This window comes from Streptomyces sp. NPDC032745 (genome assembly GCF_055579465.1).
On record NZ_JBVING010000002.1, the window covers coordinates 512524 to 529498 of the forward strand.

A 16975-nucleotide genomic window follows, 5' to 3' on the forward strand; every position below is an offset into this window, starting at 1 on the left:
CTCTCCCACAGCCTCCTCACCTCACGGTAGCCGCTGCTGCCGCATGCCTCCACAGGGGTGGACCGGCAGGCCGGGCGACGGATGTCGGCAACCGGGGCCCGTCGCGGTCCACCGGGCGCCTCCAAGGTGATCTCAGGGCCCGATCTCGAACTCAGGTGCCTTGAGGCTGTTGAGGCATGCGGTCTTCGGCGCGGCGGGGTTGTCGAAGAACGAGACGGTGATCTCCTGGGCGCACTTCGAGGTCGCGAACACCACGTGCGGCTCGTAGGGAACCGTGACGACCTTGGCCTTGCTCAGCGTACGGGCGACGTACGGCCCGTTGTCCGCCCCGGTCTGGGAGTCGAACCCGCCCGACAGGGCCAGGGTCGGGATGTCACCGCGCGTGACGTCCCGGATCGAGCGCGGCGCCGCCGGGACGTTCCAGACGTCGCAGTCCGGACGGAGGGAGGTGAGCTGCGGAGCCTGGGCCTGTACCGAGCGGGGGAAGGTCGGGAACGTTTCCTGTCCGCCCCGGAGCGCCTGCTCCTGGCTCTCGTACGGCGTCCACTCGCTGCAGAAGACGCCGTAGACGAGACCGTGCGCAATCCTTCCCATGGCCTGGGGACTGATCTTGCCGCCCGCCCACTGCCGGGCGATCCGCTGCGGCTTGCCGTGCGCCAGCTCGTCGAGGGCGGCGGGTACCTGGGGCGCCACGTGGGTGGCGGAGGTCATCCAGTTCACCAGGGCTCCGCCGTCCAGTACGACCTTCACCGGCTTGTCGCTGCCGGGGAGCGTGACCGTGGTGGTGACCGGCTTGGCTTCGAGCTCCCGGACGAGCCGGTCGAAGGTGGCCGACAGGTTCGGATAGCGCTTGTTGCACGCCGGCTGGTCCGCGCAGGCCTTGAACAGGCCGTCGAAGCCCTGCCGGGCGCTGCTCCAGGTCGCTGCCGACCCGGCCTTGGACGGCGGCAGTATGCCGTCGATGCCCACCGAGCGGAGCCCCTCGGGGTGCAGGCGCATGTAGACCAGCGCGAGGTGGGTGCCGTAGGAGATCCCGTACAGGTTCCACTGCTTGATGCCCAGCGCGGCGCGCAGGTCCTCGTAGTCGGCGGCGCTCTCGGTGTCGTTGTAGGCGCTGAGGTCCAGCCCGCGGCCCGCCAGTTGGTCGCGGCAGGCCTTCGTGGCCGCGACGTGCAGGCGTTCGGTGGACGGAGCGTCGTAGGCGAGGCCGACCGCGCGTGCGTTGAACTCGTCGATGTTGGGGCACAGGGCCGTCGGCTCGGCCGAGTACGTACCGCGCTGGGACATGAAGATCACGTCACGGTCGCGGTTCAGGCCGCCGTCGATCGCCATCTTCGCCTCGCCCACGGCGTCGTCGCCGGGTCCGCCCGCGAGCCACACGATGGGGTCGGGTTTCGGTTTGCCGGTCGCGGCGGGCACGATCGCGACACCGAGTTTGATCGTCCGACTGCCGGGTTTGGCGCGGTTCTCGGGCACGGTGAGCGTTCCGCAGCGGGCCTCTTCGAGCGCCTCGATCGGTTCCGGCGTCTTCGGGCAGGGGCCCGGTTCGAAGCGGGCGTCGCCCACCGTCCGTGCGGCCGTGCCGATCGGCGCCTCGGGGCCGGTACTGGTGTCGGTGCGGGACTGCGCCGCGGCGGGCGCTGCGAGCAGTCCGGTGACGAGGAGACCGGTCGCCATTCCGGCCGACGCGGCCTGCAGTCGTCGTACGGTGCGGCGACGACGGGGCGGTTGCTGGCGTGTCATCTGGCCTCCCGGTCACTTCGGTACGTGAGGGCCGGGTCGGTGCCGTAGGAGTAGACGAACGGCATGTCGTCGAACCATGTGGTCTCGTTCCTCTGCCGACATCGGCGGCTGCCCCGCCGGGCCGGGCCGGGCCGGGCCGGGCCGCAGCGGTTTGTACGGAACGCTCCCCCTCGACGCTACAAGGTGGGCCGTACGCGCGCACTCGGAGCGGGATCCCGGTCCGGGGAGGGCGTTCGCCCCGGACGGGCCGTCCGGCAGGGTGCCTTCGAGGCGGACGGGGAACGGGCGAATCGGGCTGTCCGGTCGGCGCCGGCACGCCGCCCGGATGCAGTGGATCGTCGACCCGGTCGACGAGGATCGGACCGCTCCCGGCATCGGGCCGGACGACCCCGTTGCCCTCCTACCTCGCCGGAGTCACCATGGCCCCAACCTGGGACCCGACTCGCCCACGCCGCCACCGGGCGTCGATCCTGCCGGTCCTGCTACCCATCGCGGTCCTGATCGTGGTGGCGGTGGCCGTGGGGTCGTGGCTGCAGTTCACCGAGCGGCAGGCCATCGACGCGGTCCACGCGGTCGGTTCCGGAGCCGCGGACCGGGTGGACGTGGAGGCCACCGTCCAACACGTCGACGCAGCGGCCAGAGAGCTGCTCCTGCGGGTCCGGGTCACCCCGCGCGGGACCCTCGGCGAGGGGGAGGGGATCGCCCCGGTGGCCGATCTCAGCCTCCAGACCTCCGCGGCGACCCTCGGCGACCTGGTGTTCAAGGCGCACGAGCGGCTCGCGACCAGGGACGTGCAGGTCGCCATCGCGGATGGCTCGATCAGTGACTACCCGTTCGACACCTACGAGACCGACATCGGCTTCTGGGCACAGCTGGGCGGCAAGGAGGTGCCGGTGCGGATGCTGTTCTCCAACAACGACACGCTCTTCTCGGTCTCCGCGACACCCGCGCCCTCCCGGCAAGAGGCCGTCGTGGGGCTGGGGCTGTCCCGATCGGGCAGCCTGCTCGTCTTCTCGGTCTTCATGATGGTCGTGATGTGGGCGCTGGCGGCGTCCGTGCTCCTCGGGACCTGGTACCTGACGACCCGCGGCGAGGGCCTGGTGTGGCCCGCACTCGCCTGGATGGCCGCCACGCTGTTCGCTCTCTCGGCGTTCCGCAACACCGCCCCCGGCACGCCCCCGATCGGCTGCGTGATCGACTGGTTCGCCTTCCTGTGGGCCGAAACCGTCATCGCCCTCTGCCTGATCGCCGTGGTCATCACCGGCGTCCGCACCGCTCTCCAACCGGACGACACCCCGCACCCCCTGTGAGGTCGCTGCGCCCACCATGCCCGGCGCCGGTGCCGTACTTCGGGGCCGCCACCCCCGCTACGGCGAGCCGGGAAGCCGGACCGTGACGAGGAGACCGCCGACGACGGCGAGGAACCCGGCGTAGCTGAGGGTGAGTTTCAGCCGGGCGCTGAGCCCTGGGCGTATATGCCTGCGTACTGCCGGGGCCGGTGTCGTCCCTGCCAGTGGTGATGGTGTCCGTACGGGTGTCGATCCGGTAGCCGACGCCGGGCACCGTGGCGATGATCCATGGCTCGCCCAGCCGTTTGCGCAGTGCGGAGACGGTGATGCGCACGGCGTCGGTGAGGGGGTCGGCGTTCTCGTCCCAGGCCGCGTTGCGGTGGCGTATGCGATTTCCGATACGCCACCGCTACACGGGATCCCCGGCCCGAGGAGGGCTCAGCGCTTGAGCGTGAACGTGAAGTCGCCGGAGAGCTTGCCGCTCAGCCGGACTGCCGAAACGAGCTTCCCCTCCGCGATCAGTCTCTCCGCCTCGGCCCGCGGAAGACCGCAGCCTTCAGCGATCAGTCGCACCGGCCGGACGGGGATCCGCGCCGCGAAGCGGACCGACACGTCGATCACCTCGCGGTCCAGGTGACCCGATCCGCCGGTGTCGAGGCGCCAGGCGTCGTCCCAGTCGAGGGCGATGCGGTTACGGCGCCGCACGACCGGATCTTGGAGGAGCTCGGCCGTCAGGCCAAGGTCGTTGTCGTGCAGCCGGTCCAGCAGTTCAGGTCGTACGGAGCGCACATTGACCCGCTCCAGGACCGTGAGCTTCGCCGTTTCCCCGCAACCGGTACAGAGTACGAGGAGCCAGGCGTCGAGGAGCTTGTGGTTTGCGTTGACGCGAAATTTGCCGTTCGCCCGGAAGCGCTCGGACGCGCACGTGTGGCAGCGGCGGCGAACGAGCGGCAGGCAGGTGGGTATGACAACCCAGTTGTCGAGCACAGAAATACACCGGTTCCAGTGAGAAGTCCGCAGCAAAAAGCAGCGCGGCGCAACAAGCGCGACGCGCGACGAATCAGCACTCGGGGGGTCTCACACGGTGTACAACGGGGCGTCCTTGCCTGGGCGACTTGGTCCGGCAGGACGGTAGTGGCATGCAGCGGCGCTGTTCCACTGGTTTTCCGGGGCACACGATCGGGTTGCCCGGTCGAACGCGTCGGAGCGCTTCGCGGGCCGTGGGGCGGGTGGGAGGCAGGATGCCGCCATGGACCGCCGACAGATCAGCTCCATCGCCCACACCGACCACCCCATCGCCGCTCCGCTGAGCGACGACTCCGTACGCACGCTCCTCGACCGGGCCCTGCCGCGCGGCGACGCCCGGCTCCTCGACCTCGGGTGCGGATCGGGCACCTGGCTGATGCGCGCACAAGCCGCTCGCGCGGACCTCCGTGCCGACGGTGTCGACAACGACGCAGCGGCCATCGCCGCCGCCGGTCGCGCCGTGGACGAAGCGGGGCTCGGTGGCCGGATCGCCTTCCACGCCCAGGACGCCGCGGAGTTCACTTCCCCGCACCGGTACGGCCTGGTTCTCAGCATCGGCGCCACACACGCCTTCGGCGGCCTCCTGCCCACTTTGAAGGCCGCCGACAGCCACCTCGCCCCGGGTGGAAGCCTGCTCCTCGGCGAGTGCTTCTGGGAACGCGAACCCGGCCGCAAGACCCTCGACGCCGGTTTCGCAGTCGATGACTACGACGACCTCGCGACGACGGTCGACCGCATCACGGCCGACGGCTGGGTGCCCGTCCACGGGCACGTCAGTACCCTCCAGGAGTGGGACGACTACGAGTGGTCCTGGACCGGATCGCTCTCCCGCTGGGCCCTCGACAATCCGGAGCACCCGGACCATGGCCAGGCCCTCGAGGCTGCGGCCGGACACCGCAAGGCCTGGCTCCACGGCTACCGGGGCACGCTCGGCTTCGTCACCCTGCTCCTGCGCCGCGCGACCCGGCTCTAGGCGGTGTCCGCCCCGAGGCCCGGCCGTGCGGTTCCTGGTGTCGCGCCTCTGTTCAGCCGTCGGTCCGCTGGTACAGCTTCCCGTCGCTCCAGATCCGGGCGACCCTGCCCCACTCGGCGGCGGAGGCCACGTCGGGGAAGAAGCCGTGCCCGTTGAGGTTGGCGCTCGTGTTGCACAGCACGGGGACGCCGCTGAGCCGTTGATAGGCGGACAGCAGGGTGAAGAGCAGGTCGTCGTCCGCCGGGCCGACCGTCTGGAGCCGCGCGGTGCCGTCCAGGTGGATGACCGCGGGGATCCGGTCCGCCCATTCCGCCCGTACCTCGTGGTCGAAGAGCATGTGCGGGTCCGGCGTGCCGGGTGCGAAGATCTCCGGTGCGTCGGCCTCGAGACAGATGGGGGCGACCGGCCGGTAGGGTTCGCGGTCCTTCACCCGGTTCAGCTCGTCCTTCATCGACGCGCTGACCGGGGCCGCCAGGATGCTGCGGCCGCCGAGTGCGCGAGGGCCGAGTTCGGCCCGTCCGTGCAGGACCACCACGGGCTCCCCGGACTCGTGGAGGATTGCGGCGAGTTCCTCCGGAGCGCACGGCGACGCCGACCAGCCGGCAGGCAGCTCGGGCGACGGTGTCAGCGCCGGGCCCAGCCGGGGGTTCCACGCGAGCGGGGCCAGGCCGTCGTGCTGCGCCCGGCCCAGAGCGGCCGCTCCGATGGCGGAACCCGAGTCGTTGGGGAACGGCGGGACCCATACGTCACGGAAGTCCGGCGCCTCGCGCAGCGCACTGTTCCACTTGATGTTGAGCGCGCAGCCGCCGGCGAAGCACAGGTTCCACGGGCCATCGCCCTTGCCGGCGGCCCGGACCTTGGCGGTGATCCGTTCGACGAGGAGGCCCTCGAAGAAGTCGTGCACGCTCGCCAGGACGTCCTCGTCGCTGATCCCGTTCTCCGACACGCGGGCGCGGACCGCGGAGAAGAACTCGTGCACGGGGGGCACGGACCGCTCGAAGAGACTGCCGTATCCGCCGACCGTCGCGCGGTACTCCACGGCGGCCGGCTCATCGCTCTCGAAGACCCGGTGGAACTCCTCCCGCAGAACCGTGATGACGCTCTCGTCCGCCCGGCCCAGCGCGATGTACGCCATGAGCTTGCCGGCGACCGAGAGGTCGTCGACCGTGGGTGACTGGACGGTTTTGCGGAAGGGCCCGAAGTGGTGTCCCGCGATGGCGTACGCATGGCCGAGGACGGGGAAGAGTCCGCCCAGGTTCTCCACGCCGCCGCGCGGGTCCGCCCAGTAGAGACGGGGGAAGAGTCCGCCGTCCCAGACCAGGACGAAGGAGCCTTCGTCGCGCTGGGCGAAGGGGCTGGACACGTAGGCGCTCGCCACGTGTCCCGCCGCGTGCGGGTAACTGGTGTACGGGTAGGTCTGGCCGTCCATCGGGAACGTGCCCGAGACGCTGGGGGAATCGAGCGCCGGGCATGCCGCCGACTCCCGGTAGGGGCCGACCACGATCTCCGTGGGCGCCCCCTGGTCGAGGAGGGCCACGGTTCCGGAGACGTCCCCGTCCCAGCCGTCGACGACCCACTGGTCGACGTCCTCCGGCTTGTAGCCGAAGTCGGAGAGGACTCCGGGGATCAGGCTGAAGTCGGCAACGGTGCTGTAGCGCAGGCCGTTCCCCAGCTTCTCCATCTCAACACTGAACACGAGACGGTCGTCGTCGAGCAGGGCGACGGCACCATCATGCGTGAGTTTCAACCCGCAGATTATCAACTGTGTCACTCCTTGGTCTGCTTGAGTCGGCACATGGGCGTGCTTCGGTCTCCGGACGGTTCGGAGGTGAGTCTCAACTGGTAGAGGCTGGATCTTCGGCCCGGACGGAAGAGAGCGCGCCATTCATCACGGGCCTCGCTGTCCGGGACTTCTCTGAACCCCAGCTTCCCGAACCATTCCCCGCCGTACCGGGTCAGGGCCAGCAGAGAGCCGTAGCCCAGGTCTCTGCCGATGGTCTCGGCCATACCGACCAGATGCCGGCCGATTCCCCTGCTCTGCCAGTCGACCGCGATGCACAGGTTGTAGACGACCAGGCTGCCCCCGAAGGGTGCCACCCCGGCGCAGCCGACCAGTCGGTCCCCTTCGCAGGCGACCACGAATTCCTGTGATGTTTGCGCCAGTTCGGCCAGCGGGCGGGCGACCAGCAGGCCCTGCTCGACGAACGGGGCGGAGAGCAGGGCGATCTGCTCCGCGTCCTCGGGGCGCGCGGGTCTTGCAACGAGCAGGTCCGGCGCGCTCAGGCGCCGGGAGGCGGTCTGCACGGACTCACGCACCCTCCGCACCACCCGGCGCGGCGGGCGGGCTGCCGGCTACGCCCAGCCCGAAGTGCTGCTCGGCCGACATCAGTTCGATCATGTTGACGTTGACACGGGCGGGCTGCGAGAGACACCAGGCCACCGCCTCGGCCACGTCGTCGGGGGTGAGCGGCTCGATTCCCCGGTAGAGCGCGTCGGCGCGCTCCTCGTCCCCGTCGTAGCGGACCTTGGCGAACTCGGTCTTCGCCATACCCGGCGCCACACAGCTCACCCTGACGCCCGTTCCCTGGAGGTCGACGCGCATGTTCAGCGACAGCTGGTGGACGAACGCCTTCGTGGCGGCATAGACGTTCCCGCCCATGTACGGGTAACTCGCCGCGATCGAGCCGATGTTCACCACGTGGCCGGACCCGCGGGAGACGAGCCGGGGAAGCACCAGGCCGCTGAGGTTCAACAGGCCGGAAATATTCGTGTCGATCATTTCGCGCCAGGAATCGTCACTGCCCGACTGAATGGGGTCGAACCCTCGTGAGAGGCCGGCGTTGTTGACGAGCACCGAGATGTCACGGAATTCCGGAGGCAGCTCGTCGAGGGCCCGGGCCAGCCCCTCTCGGTCACGGACATCGGCGACCACCGGCAGAATCGCTCCCGTGGAGTCCTCATCCGCCAAGACCTTCAGACGGTCCGCTCTACGAGCCAGGGCCACCACGGAGTATCCGTGCCGGCACAGCACCTGTGCAATTCTCCTGCCGAATCCCGATGATGCACCCGAGACGACGGCTACGCCACGCTTCTCCTGCGCCATGCACACACCCCCTCGGCTTCGTTGCGCTGTATCGCGACGAAGCCTTCACGCGTTCATCCCACACCCCCGTCAGGGGCGGGGTTCTGGACACCTGCTTCAGCGGCATCGGGGTCTCCTTGCACGCCGACCGGCCAGAGGTACGCCTCGTTACGTCGAAACACCCTCGCCGACAAGGCTCCAGGTCGACCGACCTCTTACCCGTAGATTCCTCGCCAGTGAATCACGGGCGGATGCGGCGGTGGAGGTTCTTCCATTTCACTTCCAGCCGATCGGAAGCGGAGCTCGAGGCAGACTCCACCGGGCTCGCGATATAACTAGTTGGGTGAAGGAGGTCGCGGAGAGACTGCCGTGATGCGACTGTATGGCATCCGTTGACATTCCAAGTCCACTCCGTGATAGGAATGTTGGCGAAGATGCAGGGGGCCGTGCATTTCGAATCGAGCCTCACTCGAGGGGCAGTACATGACGACGGTACCCCCGACCTCTCATACCGCGTCCACCGTTGAAGTCATTTCCGGTCGCCGAGTACGGACCGTTCGCGACGGCTGAACTCCACCTTCGACTGACAAGGGAAACAGTGTGCCTCCATTCAGAAGCGTCGCATTCACGTGTCCGGCTTAGCCCGGCCACTGCAGAACCGATGCTGCCCGACCGGACCCGCGCACGCGTGGGCCGAGCGCGCGTGGTCCTGAGATCCGCGCCCGGCCCCCGCCCCCTGCTGCGCACCGCCCCGCGGCCGGAAGTACACACCGCCGTGCTCGACATGCGGGGGCGGCTGTGATGCCGGAGCCCCTCGTGGAGTGGGACCCCCCGCGCAACGCGAAGGCAGTGCTGGTGTGCCTGCCCCACGCGGGTTCCGGAGCCTTTCAGTTCCGCACCTGGCAGGAACTGCTCGGCCCGGACATCGCGCTGCTGGCCGTACAGCTGCCGGGCCGCGAGAACCGGTGGCGCGAGGAGCCCGCGACCGGCATGACGGAGGTGCTCGACGAGCTGGCGCCGGCACTCGCCGCCCGGCTCGATCTGCCCTACTTCGTGTTCGGCCACAGCATGGGAGCGCTGGTGGGGTACGAGCTCGCCCGCGTCCTGGGCCGAGAGCACGGCCGGTGGCCCTGCGGATTCGTCGCCTCGGCCTGCCGGGCACCGGACGACCAGGGCGAGCCCTCCGGCTCATCTGGGCTGACCGACCGGCAGCTCGTCGCCGAACTGGTCGCGGAAGGCGTCGTGCCCGCGGCCGTGGGCGCCAACAGCCGCCTGGCCGCGGCGGTGGCGCGACCCCTGCGCGGCGACAACGCCATCTGCGACTCCTACACGCCCCCCGACGAGGACACTCTCCTGCCCTGCCCGCTCGGCGCATGGCGGGGGCAGGACGATGCGGGCGTGACGGACGACCACATCCGCAAGTGGCCCGCCTGGTCCGCCGGTGCCGCCGCCGTGCGGACCTTCCCCGGAGACCACTTCTACCACCTCGCCGATCCACACCGCGTGACCGCCGAACTGAGGGCGTTCGTCCTGGGTCTGCTGTCACCGCACGGCTGACCGGGGACGCTCCCGGGCGTCCCCCGACGGCAGAACCGCTCAGTACCCCTCAGTCCCCCTGACCGCCCCGGCCGCCCGGGACGGGACAACCCCGAAGGAATTCGCATTGCCAAGCAACAATCCGCTGCCCGAACTGGGGGATCCGGACCTCCGGTCGCCCCGGAGCTATCTTCGATGGCTGATCGGCAGGCAGTCGAGCACACTGTTCCTCGGGGTGTTGTGGGGCTGCCTGTGGATGGCCAGCATGGGCCTGACCCCCTTCGCCATCGGCCGGGCCATCGACGCCATGTCGGAGAAGGACACCGACCGGCTGCTGGTCTGGACCGGCGTCATCGTCGGGCTCGCCCTGGTGACCACCGCCGGCAGCGTCCTGCGCCACCGCTGTGACACGATCGGCCGGCTCAAGGCCAACTACCTGACGTTCCGTCTCGTGGCCGCGCACGCGGCACGCCTGGGCGCGACCCTGCCCAAGCGCATCTCCACCGGCGAGGTCGTGGCCATCGGCACGTCGGACATCTCCCGCATCGGCGCCCTGCCCGGAGCCCTCGCCCGCGGCATCGGCAGCGCGGTCACCGTCGTGCTCGTCGCCATGGTGCTGCTCTCCACCTCGGTCACCCTCGGCCTGCTCGTCCTCATCGGCGTCCCCGTCCTGCTCGCGGGCACGGGCCCGCTGCTCAGGCCGCTGCACAAGCGGATCGGCAGCTACCGTGACCTGCAGGGTGACTTGACGGACCGGGCCGGCGACATCGTGTCCGGTCTGCGCGTCCTGCGCGGCATCGGCGGCGAGGCCGCGTTCGGCGAGCGCTACCGCAAGGACTCCCAGCGGCTGCGGCAGGCGGGCGTCCACGTGGCGAAGGTCGAATCGGTGCTGCCCGCCGCCGAGGTCCTGCTCCCCGGGATCTTCGTCGTGGCGGTCGTCTGGATCGGTGCCCGCCTCGCCGTCGGAGGCAGTCTGTCCGCCGGTGAACTCGTCGCCGCCTACGGGTACGCCGCGTTCCTCATGCTGCCGATGCGCACCGCGACTTCGGCGGTGCAGTCGTTCGTCGGCGCCGATGTGGCGGCGCAGCGCGTCGTGCGGGTACTGGCCCTCGAGCCCGACGCCGCCTCCGACGTCGCACGGGCCGACCTCTCCGAGGCGCCCGACCTGTACGACGCGGCATCGGGGCTGCGGGTCCGGCCGGGGCTGATGACCGTGATCGCCGCCTCCACTCCGGAGGAGGGTGCCGAGATCGCCGAACGGCTCGGGCGCTACGCCCCGGGTGAGGTCACCGTGGGCGGCATACCACTGGACTCGCTGCCGCTGGAGCAGGTGCGCGACCTCGTCCTGGTGGCCCGCAACGACGACACCCTCTTCTCCGGTGTCCTGGCGGACGATCTGGGCGGACGCTCGGACCAGGTACGGGCCCAGGCCCTGCACAACGCCAACGCGGAGGACATCGTCGAGGCTCTGCCGGACGGTCTGTCCACCGTCGTCACCGCAGGGGGCTCCGCCTTCTCGGGCGGCCAGCAGCAGCGGCTCCGGCTGGCGCGCGCGCTGGCAGCGCAGCCCCAGGTCCTCGTCCTGGTCGATCCGACCAGTGCCGTGGACGCGCACACCGAATCGGTGATCGCCGAACGGCTCCACAGGTCCAGGGCGGAGCTCACGACCGTGGTCGTGAGCAACAGCCCGCTGCTGCTCGACCAGGCCGACGAGGTCGCCTACGTGGAGGACGGCAAGGTCGTCGCGACCGGCACGCACCGTGAACTCGCCACCGGTGCGTCCCAGTACGCCGCCGTCGTCATGCGGGAGGAGGCGTGACCGTCATCGTCCCCCGCCCTTCCGACAGCCGCCCTCAGAGGAGTGCCCAGTGAGTCTTCCGGTAGCCGACGCGAAGACGGTCCGCCGTCACGTACGGGGCCTGGTGCGCAGCCATACCGGCCTGCTGACCCGCACCGTGCTCTGGTTCGTCCTCGCCACGGTCTGCGGTCTGGTCGTGCCCGCCCTGCTCGGCCGTCTGGTCGGGCAGGTGGAGAAGGGCATCACCACCGACCAGGTGGACGTCACCGTGGCGACGATCGCCGGACTCCTCCTGCTCCAGGGCGTGTTCACCCGCACCGCCCGCCTCCAGGGGGCCCGGCTCGGTGAGCTGGTCCTGGCCGACATCCGCGAGGGGTTCGTGCGGCGGGTCCTGACCCTGCCCCTGCACACGGTGGAGAAGGCCGGGGCCGGCGATCTGCTGACCCGCAGCACCCGCGACGTGGATTCACTGTCCAACGCCGTGCGCATGGGGGCGCCGTCGATCCTGGTGGCGAGCCTCTCGGTGGTACTGACGCTGGTGGCGCTGGTCGTGACCAGCCCGATCATGGTCCTGCCGTGCCTCGTCGCCGTCCCGCTCATCGTCTGGTCGACCCGCTGGTACCTGGCACGTGCCCGGGAGGCCTACCTGGCCGAGGCGGCCGGCTACTCCGACCTCGCCCAGGGCCTCTCCGAGACGGTGACCGGCGCCCGCACCGTGGAGTCGCTGCACCGGTCCGGCTCGCGCATCCGCCGCACGGACGAGGACATCGAGCGGGCGAACGGCGCGGAGCGGCGGACGCTGTTCCTGCGCAGCGTCTGGTTCCCGCTGATGGACTTCGGCTACGTGCTGCCGGTCGCCGCCACCCTGCTGTTCGGCGGCCTCTTCTACATCGAGGGCTGGGTGAGCCTCGGTGAGGTGACCGCCGCGACCCTCTACACCCGGGCCGTGATCGACCCGCTGGACGAACTCCTCGGCTGGCTCGAAGAGCTGCAGGTCGGCGACGCCTCGCTGGCCCGCCTGATCGGCATCGAGGCCGAGGCCGGCCCGGCGGGCGACTCCGGCCGGCGGCCCGAGGGCGACCGGCTGGCCGCGGAGGACATCGCCTACGCCTACCGGGCCGGTCACGACGTGATCGAGGACGTCAGTCTCAGCGTCGGAGCCGGTGAGCGCATCGCCATCGTCGGCCCGTCCGGGGCCGGGAAGTCGACCCTCGGCCGTATCCTCGCGGGGATCCACGAGCCGCGTACCGGATCGGTCACGCTGGGCGGAGTGCCGCTCCGCGAACTGCCGTTGGAAGAACTGCGCCGCCACGTCGCACTGGTCACACAGGAACACCACGTGTTCCTCGGAACGGTGCGCGAGAACGTCGCACTGGCCGCGCCGGACGCCACGGACGAGCAGGTGACGGCGGCCCTGGCGGCCGTGGCCGCCGAGGCCTGGGTCCAGGCCCTTCCGGACGGTCTCGACACGGAGCTGGGCACCGACGAGAACCCCGTGTCGCCCGGCCAGGCACAGCAACTGGCCCTGGCCCGGCTCGTCCTGGCCGATCCGCACACCCTGGTACTTGACGAGGCCACCTCGCTGCTCGACCCGCGGGCCGCCCGCGACCTCGAGCGTTCGCTCGCCGGGGTGCTGCGCGGGCGCACCGTCATCGCCATCGCCCACCGGCTGCACACCGCCCATGACGCCGACCGTGTGGTCGTGATGGAGGCCGGCCGCATCACCGAGCAAGGGGCTCATGACGAGCTCGTCTCGGCGGGGGGCGCGTACGCCGGACTGTGGGAGTCCTGGCACGGGCGCGGCCCCTCGGCCTCTTCGAAATCCTCTGTTCCTTCCCCTTCTTCGGACCAGCCCGAACACTGAGCGCCAGGAGAGACCGTTGCAAGCTGAGCGCACGCGCATAGTCGACGCCGAAGCCATTGCCACCATCGTCACGAAGGTGGGGCTGGGGCAACTCTACGATCTGACGATCGACCGTTTGGAGACCGTTCTCGCCACCGGCCGCGACGCACCGGTGGAGATGAAGCAGCGGGACGGATTCCTCATCGAGACACCACATTTGGGACTGCTGGAGTGGATGCCCGCGCTCCGGCACGGCGCCACGGTGTCCATGAAGATGGTCGGCTACAACCCGCACAATCCGGTCAAGAACCAGCTGCCCACCATTTTGTCCACCCTGTGCTCCTTCGATGCGGACAGCGGCCACCTGCGGACGGTCATCGACGGAACCTTCGCCACCGCCATCCGTACGGGCGCAGCGTCCGCGCTGGCCAGCCGGGTGCTGGCGCGTCCGGACTCCGCGGTGCTCGGTCTCGTGGGCTGCGGCGCGCAGGCCGTGACACAACTGCACGCCCTGTCCCGGGTCTTCTCCTTCTCCGAGATCCTGGTGTGCGACGAGGACGTGCAGGCGGAGAACTCCTTCGCGGCCAGGTCCCGGCTGCCTGCCGGGGCCGTACGGATCGCGCCGCTGGCGGAGGTCGAGGAGCGGGCCGACGTGCTGTGCACCGCCACCTCGGTCGCGCCGTACGCGGGCCCGGTCATCCAGGGGACCAACCTCAAGCCCTGGGTGCACATCAACGCCATCGGCTCCGACATGCCGGGGAAGACCGAGCTGCCGCTGGAGCTGCTGCGCAAGGCGGTCGTCTGCCCCGACCACGTGGCGCAGGCGCGAGCCGAGGGCGACTGCCAGCAGCTCACTCCCGAGGAGATCGGGCCCTCGCTCACCGAGATCCTCCGGGACCCGGAGGCCCACCGGAAGCTGTCCCCGGTCACCACCGTGTACGACTCGACGGGCCTGGCGCTCCAGGACCTCGTCATGGTCGAGGTGTTCGAGGAGCTCGCACGGGACCTCGGCGTCGGTCACCACATCGCCATCGAGGCGACTGCCGACGACCCGCAGGACCCCTACTCGTTCCTGCCGGGGTCGGTCACCCGGTCCTGGGAGGGGCAGCAGGGGGCGCGGCGATGACCGCGGCGTCCCCTCCCCCGGGGCACGCCGGGCCGGTGGTGGACACCGGCGTGGCCACGGTCCTGGAGCTGATCGACCGCGAGGTGGCCGCGCACCCGGGGGCGCCCGCGGTGCGCGAGCCCGGCCGGGAGGTGACGTACGCGGAACTCGACCGTCTCGCGGACACCGTCGCGGGCCGGCTCGGGCGGGAGTTCGGCATCGCGCGCGGTGACACGGTACTCATCGCCGCGCGGGCGGGAGCCGACTTCACCGCGGCGGTCCTGGGCACGCTGCGAGCCGGGGCCGCCTATCTGCCGGTGGACACGACGTACCCGCCCGAGCGCATCGAGCAGATCCTGCGGGCGAGCAGCGCGGCACTGCTGGTCGCGGCCGATCCAGGGGCGCTGGACACCGGTGCCTCGGGGATGCGAGCGACCGCTCTGGCGGATCTGGTGGCACCGGATCCGGCGGGCGGCGCGGCGGCGGTCCGTCGGCCTCCTGCGCCGGAGGATCCCGCGTACGTCATCTTCTCCTCCGGATCCACCGGCAACCCCAAGGGCATCGTCCAGACCCACCGCTGCCTGGCCAACTTCATCTCCTGGCAGGTGGACGGCTCGGGGCTCGGGCGCGGGCGGCGGGTCCTCCAGGTGGCGCCGCTGACCTTCGACGTGTCGGTCCAGGAGATGTTCTACACGCTCGCCTCGGGCGGGTGCCTGCATGTGCCGGAGCCCCATGTGCGGCGCGATCCACGGGATCTGATCGACTTCGTCATCGACGAACGGATCGAGGTCGTGGACTTCCCGCAGTCGCTCATCGACGTGGTCATGACGCTGCCGACGAACCTCGAGCACGCCGCGGACCTGCGCCACATCATCAGCGCGGGCGAGACGGTCAAGGTCACGGAGGCGCTGGAGGGACTGCTGACGCGCCGGCCGGAGATCACCCTGCACAACCACTACGGGCCGGCCGAGAACCACATGGTGGCCAGCCACTCGATGAGCGGCGCGGCCGGCAATCTCGAACCGAGGCCGCCGGTCGGGTCACTGGTGTGGAACACCTACGTCTACGTCCTGGACGAGCACGGCGTGCCGGTGCCCGACGGGGAGGTCGGGGAGGTGTACATCGGCGGTGTGGGGGTGGCCCTGGGGTACACCGATCCCGAGCTGAGCCGCACCGCGTTCGTGCCCGATCCGTTCCGTCCGGGCAAGCGGCTGTACCGCACCCGGGACCGGGGGGTGTGGCGGGCCGACCAGACGCTCCAGTTGCTGGGCCGGATGGACGACCTGATCAAGATCCGGGGCAATGCCGTGGAACCCCGGGAGGTGGAGGCGCGCCTCACGGACTTCGCCGGGGTCAAGGACGCCGCGGCGTTCGCGGTGGTGCGGACCGGCGGGGCGGTGGAGCTGCACGCTGCTCTCACCGGTGATCCGCCGCCGGCCCCGGAACTGCGCCGGGCGCTGCTCGCGGTCCTGCCCGACTACATGGTGCCGGTGCGCTGGTGGCTGGTGGACGGCCTGCCCGTCTCACCCAACGGCAAGCTCGACCGCAAGGCCCTGCCCGGCGATGGGGCGCAGCCCCTGTCCCTGGTGCCTCACCAGGCGAACGCCTCGCGGTAGCCGCGCTTCTCGATGCAGTACGTCCGGAACGCCTTGGCCTTCTCGACCAGTGCGTTGTCCCCGGTGCGCACGGCGGCTTCGACGAACCAGTCGAACGCCGCCGTCGCATCGGCCTGGCGCGTGAAGTGGACCGCGGCGAACTTCCGGAAGGAGGCGCGCAGGTTGGTGTCGTTCATATCGGCGGCGGAGGACAGCAGCTCTGCCACGTCGGCGTCCGAGACCTCAGGACGCGAAATGATTCGGACGGGCAGCTCCGATTGGATTGCGTTCTTGATTTCGATGGGTGCGTCGGCATCCGAGAAATCAAGGCAGAGGGACAGTCTGGCGAGCGGTGAGACGCTCCGGGCCGAGTGCGGAACAGTGGTGTGGATTTTCCATACCTCGCCACGGCGGAGGTGGTAGACGATGTCGTTCTCGGAATGCAGGGAGTCCTCGTCCGTGCGCAGGGGTATCTGAAGCCTCGTGCCCGGCTCGGAGAATTCTAGAAAATCGACGTGTGGCGCGAGAATTCCGTCACTGAGGCTGAATACACGCACCCACTGAAGCCGCTCGAGAGGGAAGTTGTCGGTGACGAGCGACATGATCCCGGGAAGCTTCTTGCCCAGCTCAGTGAGGGTGAGCTGGCCATCGTAGGGCCGGAAGGCCGTGTCCTTGCCGCTTCCTCCGGAGTTCGCGAGAACATGCGCGGACCAGAATCCGAAGGAAAATGCGTCGTACTCGCCTCCGGCATCGTTTGAATCGATGACCGAAAGATCTTCGGCCAGGTCGTAGGAATCGATCGGAAGCGTGGCGAGCCTTTGCGATTTGAGCATGCGAGATCCCGTCGGTTGGTGAGTTCATCGTGGTGCCGGACGTCGATGATCGGCAATCATAACGACCGGAGGAAGTGAGGGCAATGGTCGACTGTAGGCATCGGATTCACGATTGACAAGACTCATTTCCCTTGCGCAGGATCTTAAGGTGC

Annotated in this window: 13 protein-coding genes and 1 pseudogene; 7 read left to right on the forward strand and 7 right to left on the reverse strand. The window is 69.9% G+C overall.

Annotation, left to right across the window (positions count from 1 at the left end; genetic code table 11):
• Nucleotides 1-132 precede the first annotated feature (132 nt).
• Nucleotides 133-1743: an alpha/beta fold hydrolase gene (locus ACZ5WG_RS06565; RefSeq protein ID WP_468721117.1), complete on the reverse strand. Its 1611-nt coding sequence runs from the start codon at nucleotides 1741-1743 to the stop codon at nucleotides 133-135.
• A gap of 419 nt (nucleotides 1744-2162) precedes the next feature.
• On the opposite strand from ACZ5WG_RS06565, the gene ACZ5WG_RS06570 reads away from it, so the two are divergent.
• A complete protein-coding gene (locus ACZ5WG_RS06570) occupies nucleotides 2163-3053 on the forward strand; it encodes a DUF4436 family protein (RefSeq protein WP_468721118.1) in 891 nt (296 codons plus the stop codon).
• Between the two features lie 184 nt (nucleotides 3054-3237).
• Here ACZ5WG_RS06570 and ACZ5WG_RS06575 read toward each other — a convergent pair.
• A pseudogene (locus ACZ5WG_RS06575) lies at nucleotides 3238-3402 on the reverse strand (winged helix-turn-helix domain-containing protein); the annotation flags it as partial.
• Nucleotides 3403-3470: 68 nt separating this feature from the next.
• Entirely contained in the window at nucleotides 3471-4019 is a 549-nt protein-coding gene (locus ACZ5WG_RS06580; protein ID WP_468721120.1) for a DUF1062 domain-containing protein, read from the reverse strand.
• A gap of 262 nt (nucleotides 4020-4281) precedes the next feature.
• Here ACZ5WG_RS06580 and ACZ5WG_RS06585 point away from each other — a divergent pair, with 262 nt between their 5' ends.
• Nucleotides 4282-5031 carry an SAM-dependent methyltransferase gene (locus tag ACZ5WG_RS06585; protein ID WP_468721121.1) on the forward strand — a complete coding sequence of 250 codons (750 nt, stop codon included), beginning with the start codon at nucleotides 4282-4284 and terminating at the stop codon, nucleotides 5029-5031.
• A gap of 52 nt (nucleotides 5032-5083) precedes the next feature.
• On the opposite strand, the gene ACZ5WG_RS06590 is transcribed toward ACZ5WG_RS06585, so the two are convergent.
• From ACZ5WG_RS06590 to ACZ5WG_RS06600, 3 genes are read right to left on the reverse strand one after another with little or no spacing between them, the layout of a single operon-like run.
• Complete coding sequence (locus tag ACZ5WG_RS06590) at nucleotides 5084-6778, reverse strand: carbamoyltransferase N-terminal domain-containing protein (RefSeq protein WP_468721122.1); 1695 nt, start codon at nucleotides 6776-6778, stop codon at nucleotides 5084-5086.
• Nucleotides 6779-6798: 20 nt separating this feature from the next.
• Nucleotides 6799-7347 carry a GNAT family N-acetyltransferase gene (locus tag ACZ5WG_RS06595; protein WP_468721124.1) on the reverse strand — a complete coding sequence of 183 codons (549 nt, stop codon included), beginning with the start codon at nucleotides 7345-7347 and terminating at the stop codon, nucleotides 6799-6801.
• Entirely contained in the window at nucleotides 7340-8134 is a 795-nt protein-coding gene (locus ACZ5WG_RS06600; RefSeq protein ID WP_468721125.1) for an SDR family NAD(P)-dependent oxidoreductase, read from the reverse strand. The genes ACZ5WG_RS06595 and ACZ5WG_RS06600 overlap by 8 nt, the downstream gene beginning before the upstream one ends.
• Nucleotides 8135-8914: 780 nt before the next feature.
• On the opposite strand from ACZ5WG_RS06600, the gene ACZ5WG_RS06605 reads away from it, so the two are divergent.
• The 5 genes from ACZ5WG_RS06605 (at nucleotide 8915) to ACZ5WG_RS06625 (ending at nucleotide 16011) form a co-directional block, all read left to right on the forward strand.
• Nucleotides 8915-9670, forward strand: a complete 756-nt coding sequence (locus ACZ5WG_RS06605; protein WP_468721127.1) for a thioesterase II family protein — start codon at nucleotides 8915-8917, stop codon at nucleotides 9668-9670.
• A gap of 106 nt (nucleotides 9671-9776) precedes the next feature.
• On the forward strand, nucleotides 9777-11468 hold the full coding sequence (locus ACZ5WG_RS06610; protein ID WP_468721128.1) for an ABC transporter transmembrane domain-containing protein: 1692 nt from the start codon (nucleotides 9777-9779) through the stop codon (nucleotides 11466-11468).
• A 49-nt stretch (nucleotides 11469-11517) separates the two neighbouring features.
• A complete protein-coding gene (locus tag ACZ5WG_RS06615) occupies nucleotides 11518-13311 on the forward strand; it encodes an ABC transporter ATP-binding protein (RefSeq protein ID WP_468721129.1) in 1794 nt (597 codons plus the stop codon).
• A 16-nt stretch (nucleotides 13312-13327) separates the two neighbouring features.
• Entirely contained in the window at nucleotides 13328-14416 is a 1089-nt protein-coding gene (locus tag ACZ5WG_RS06620; protein WP_468721131.1) for an ornithine cyclodeaminase family protein, read from the forward strand.
• The gene (locus tag ACZ5WG_RS06625; RefSeq protein WP_468721132.1) at nucleotides 14413-16011 is read left to right on the forward strand and encodes an amino acid adenylation domain-containing protein; all 1599 of its coding nucleotides are present in this window, start codon (nucleotides 14413-14415) and stop codon (nucleotides 16009-16011) included. Before ACZ5WG_RS06620 ends, ACZ5WG_RS06625 begins: the two co-directional genes overlap by 4 nt.
• Here the strand turns inward: ACZ5WG_RS06625 and ACZ5WG_RS06630 are convergent.
• On the reverse strand, nucleotides 15987-16823 hold the full coding sequence (locus ACZ5WG_RS06630) for a putative nonproteinogenic amino acid hydroxylase (RefSeq protein ID WP_468721133.1): 837 nt from the start codon (nucleotides 16821-16823) through the stop codon (nucleotides 15987-15989). The genes ACZ5WG_RS06625 and ACZ5WG_RS06630 overlap by 25 nt on opposite strands.
• Between the last annotated feature and the right edge of the window lie 152 nt (nucleotides 16824-16975).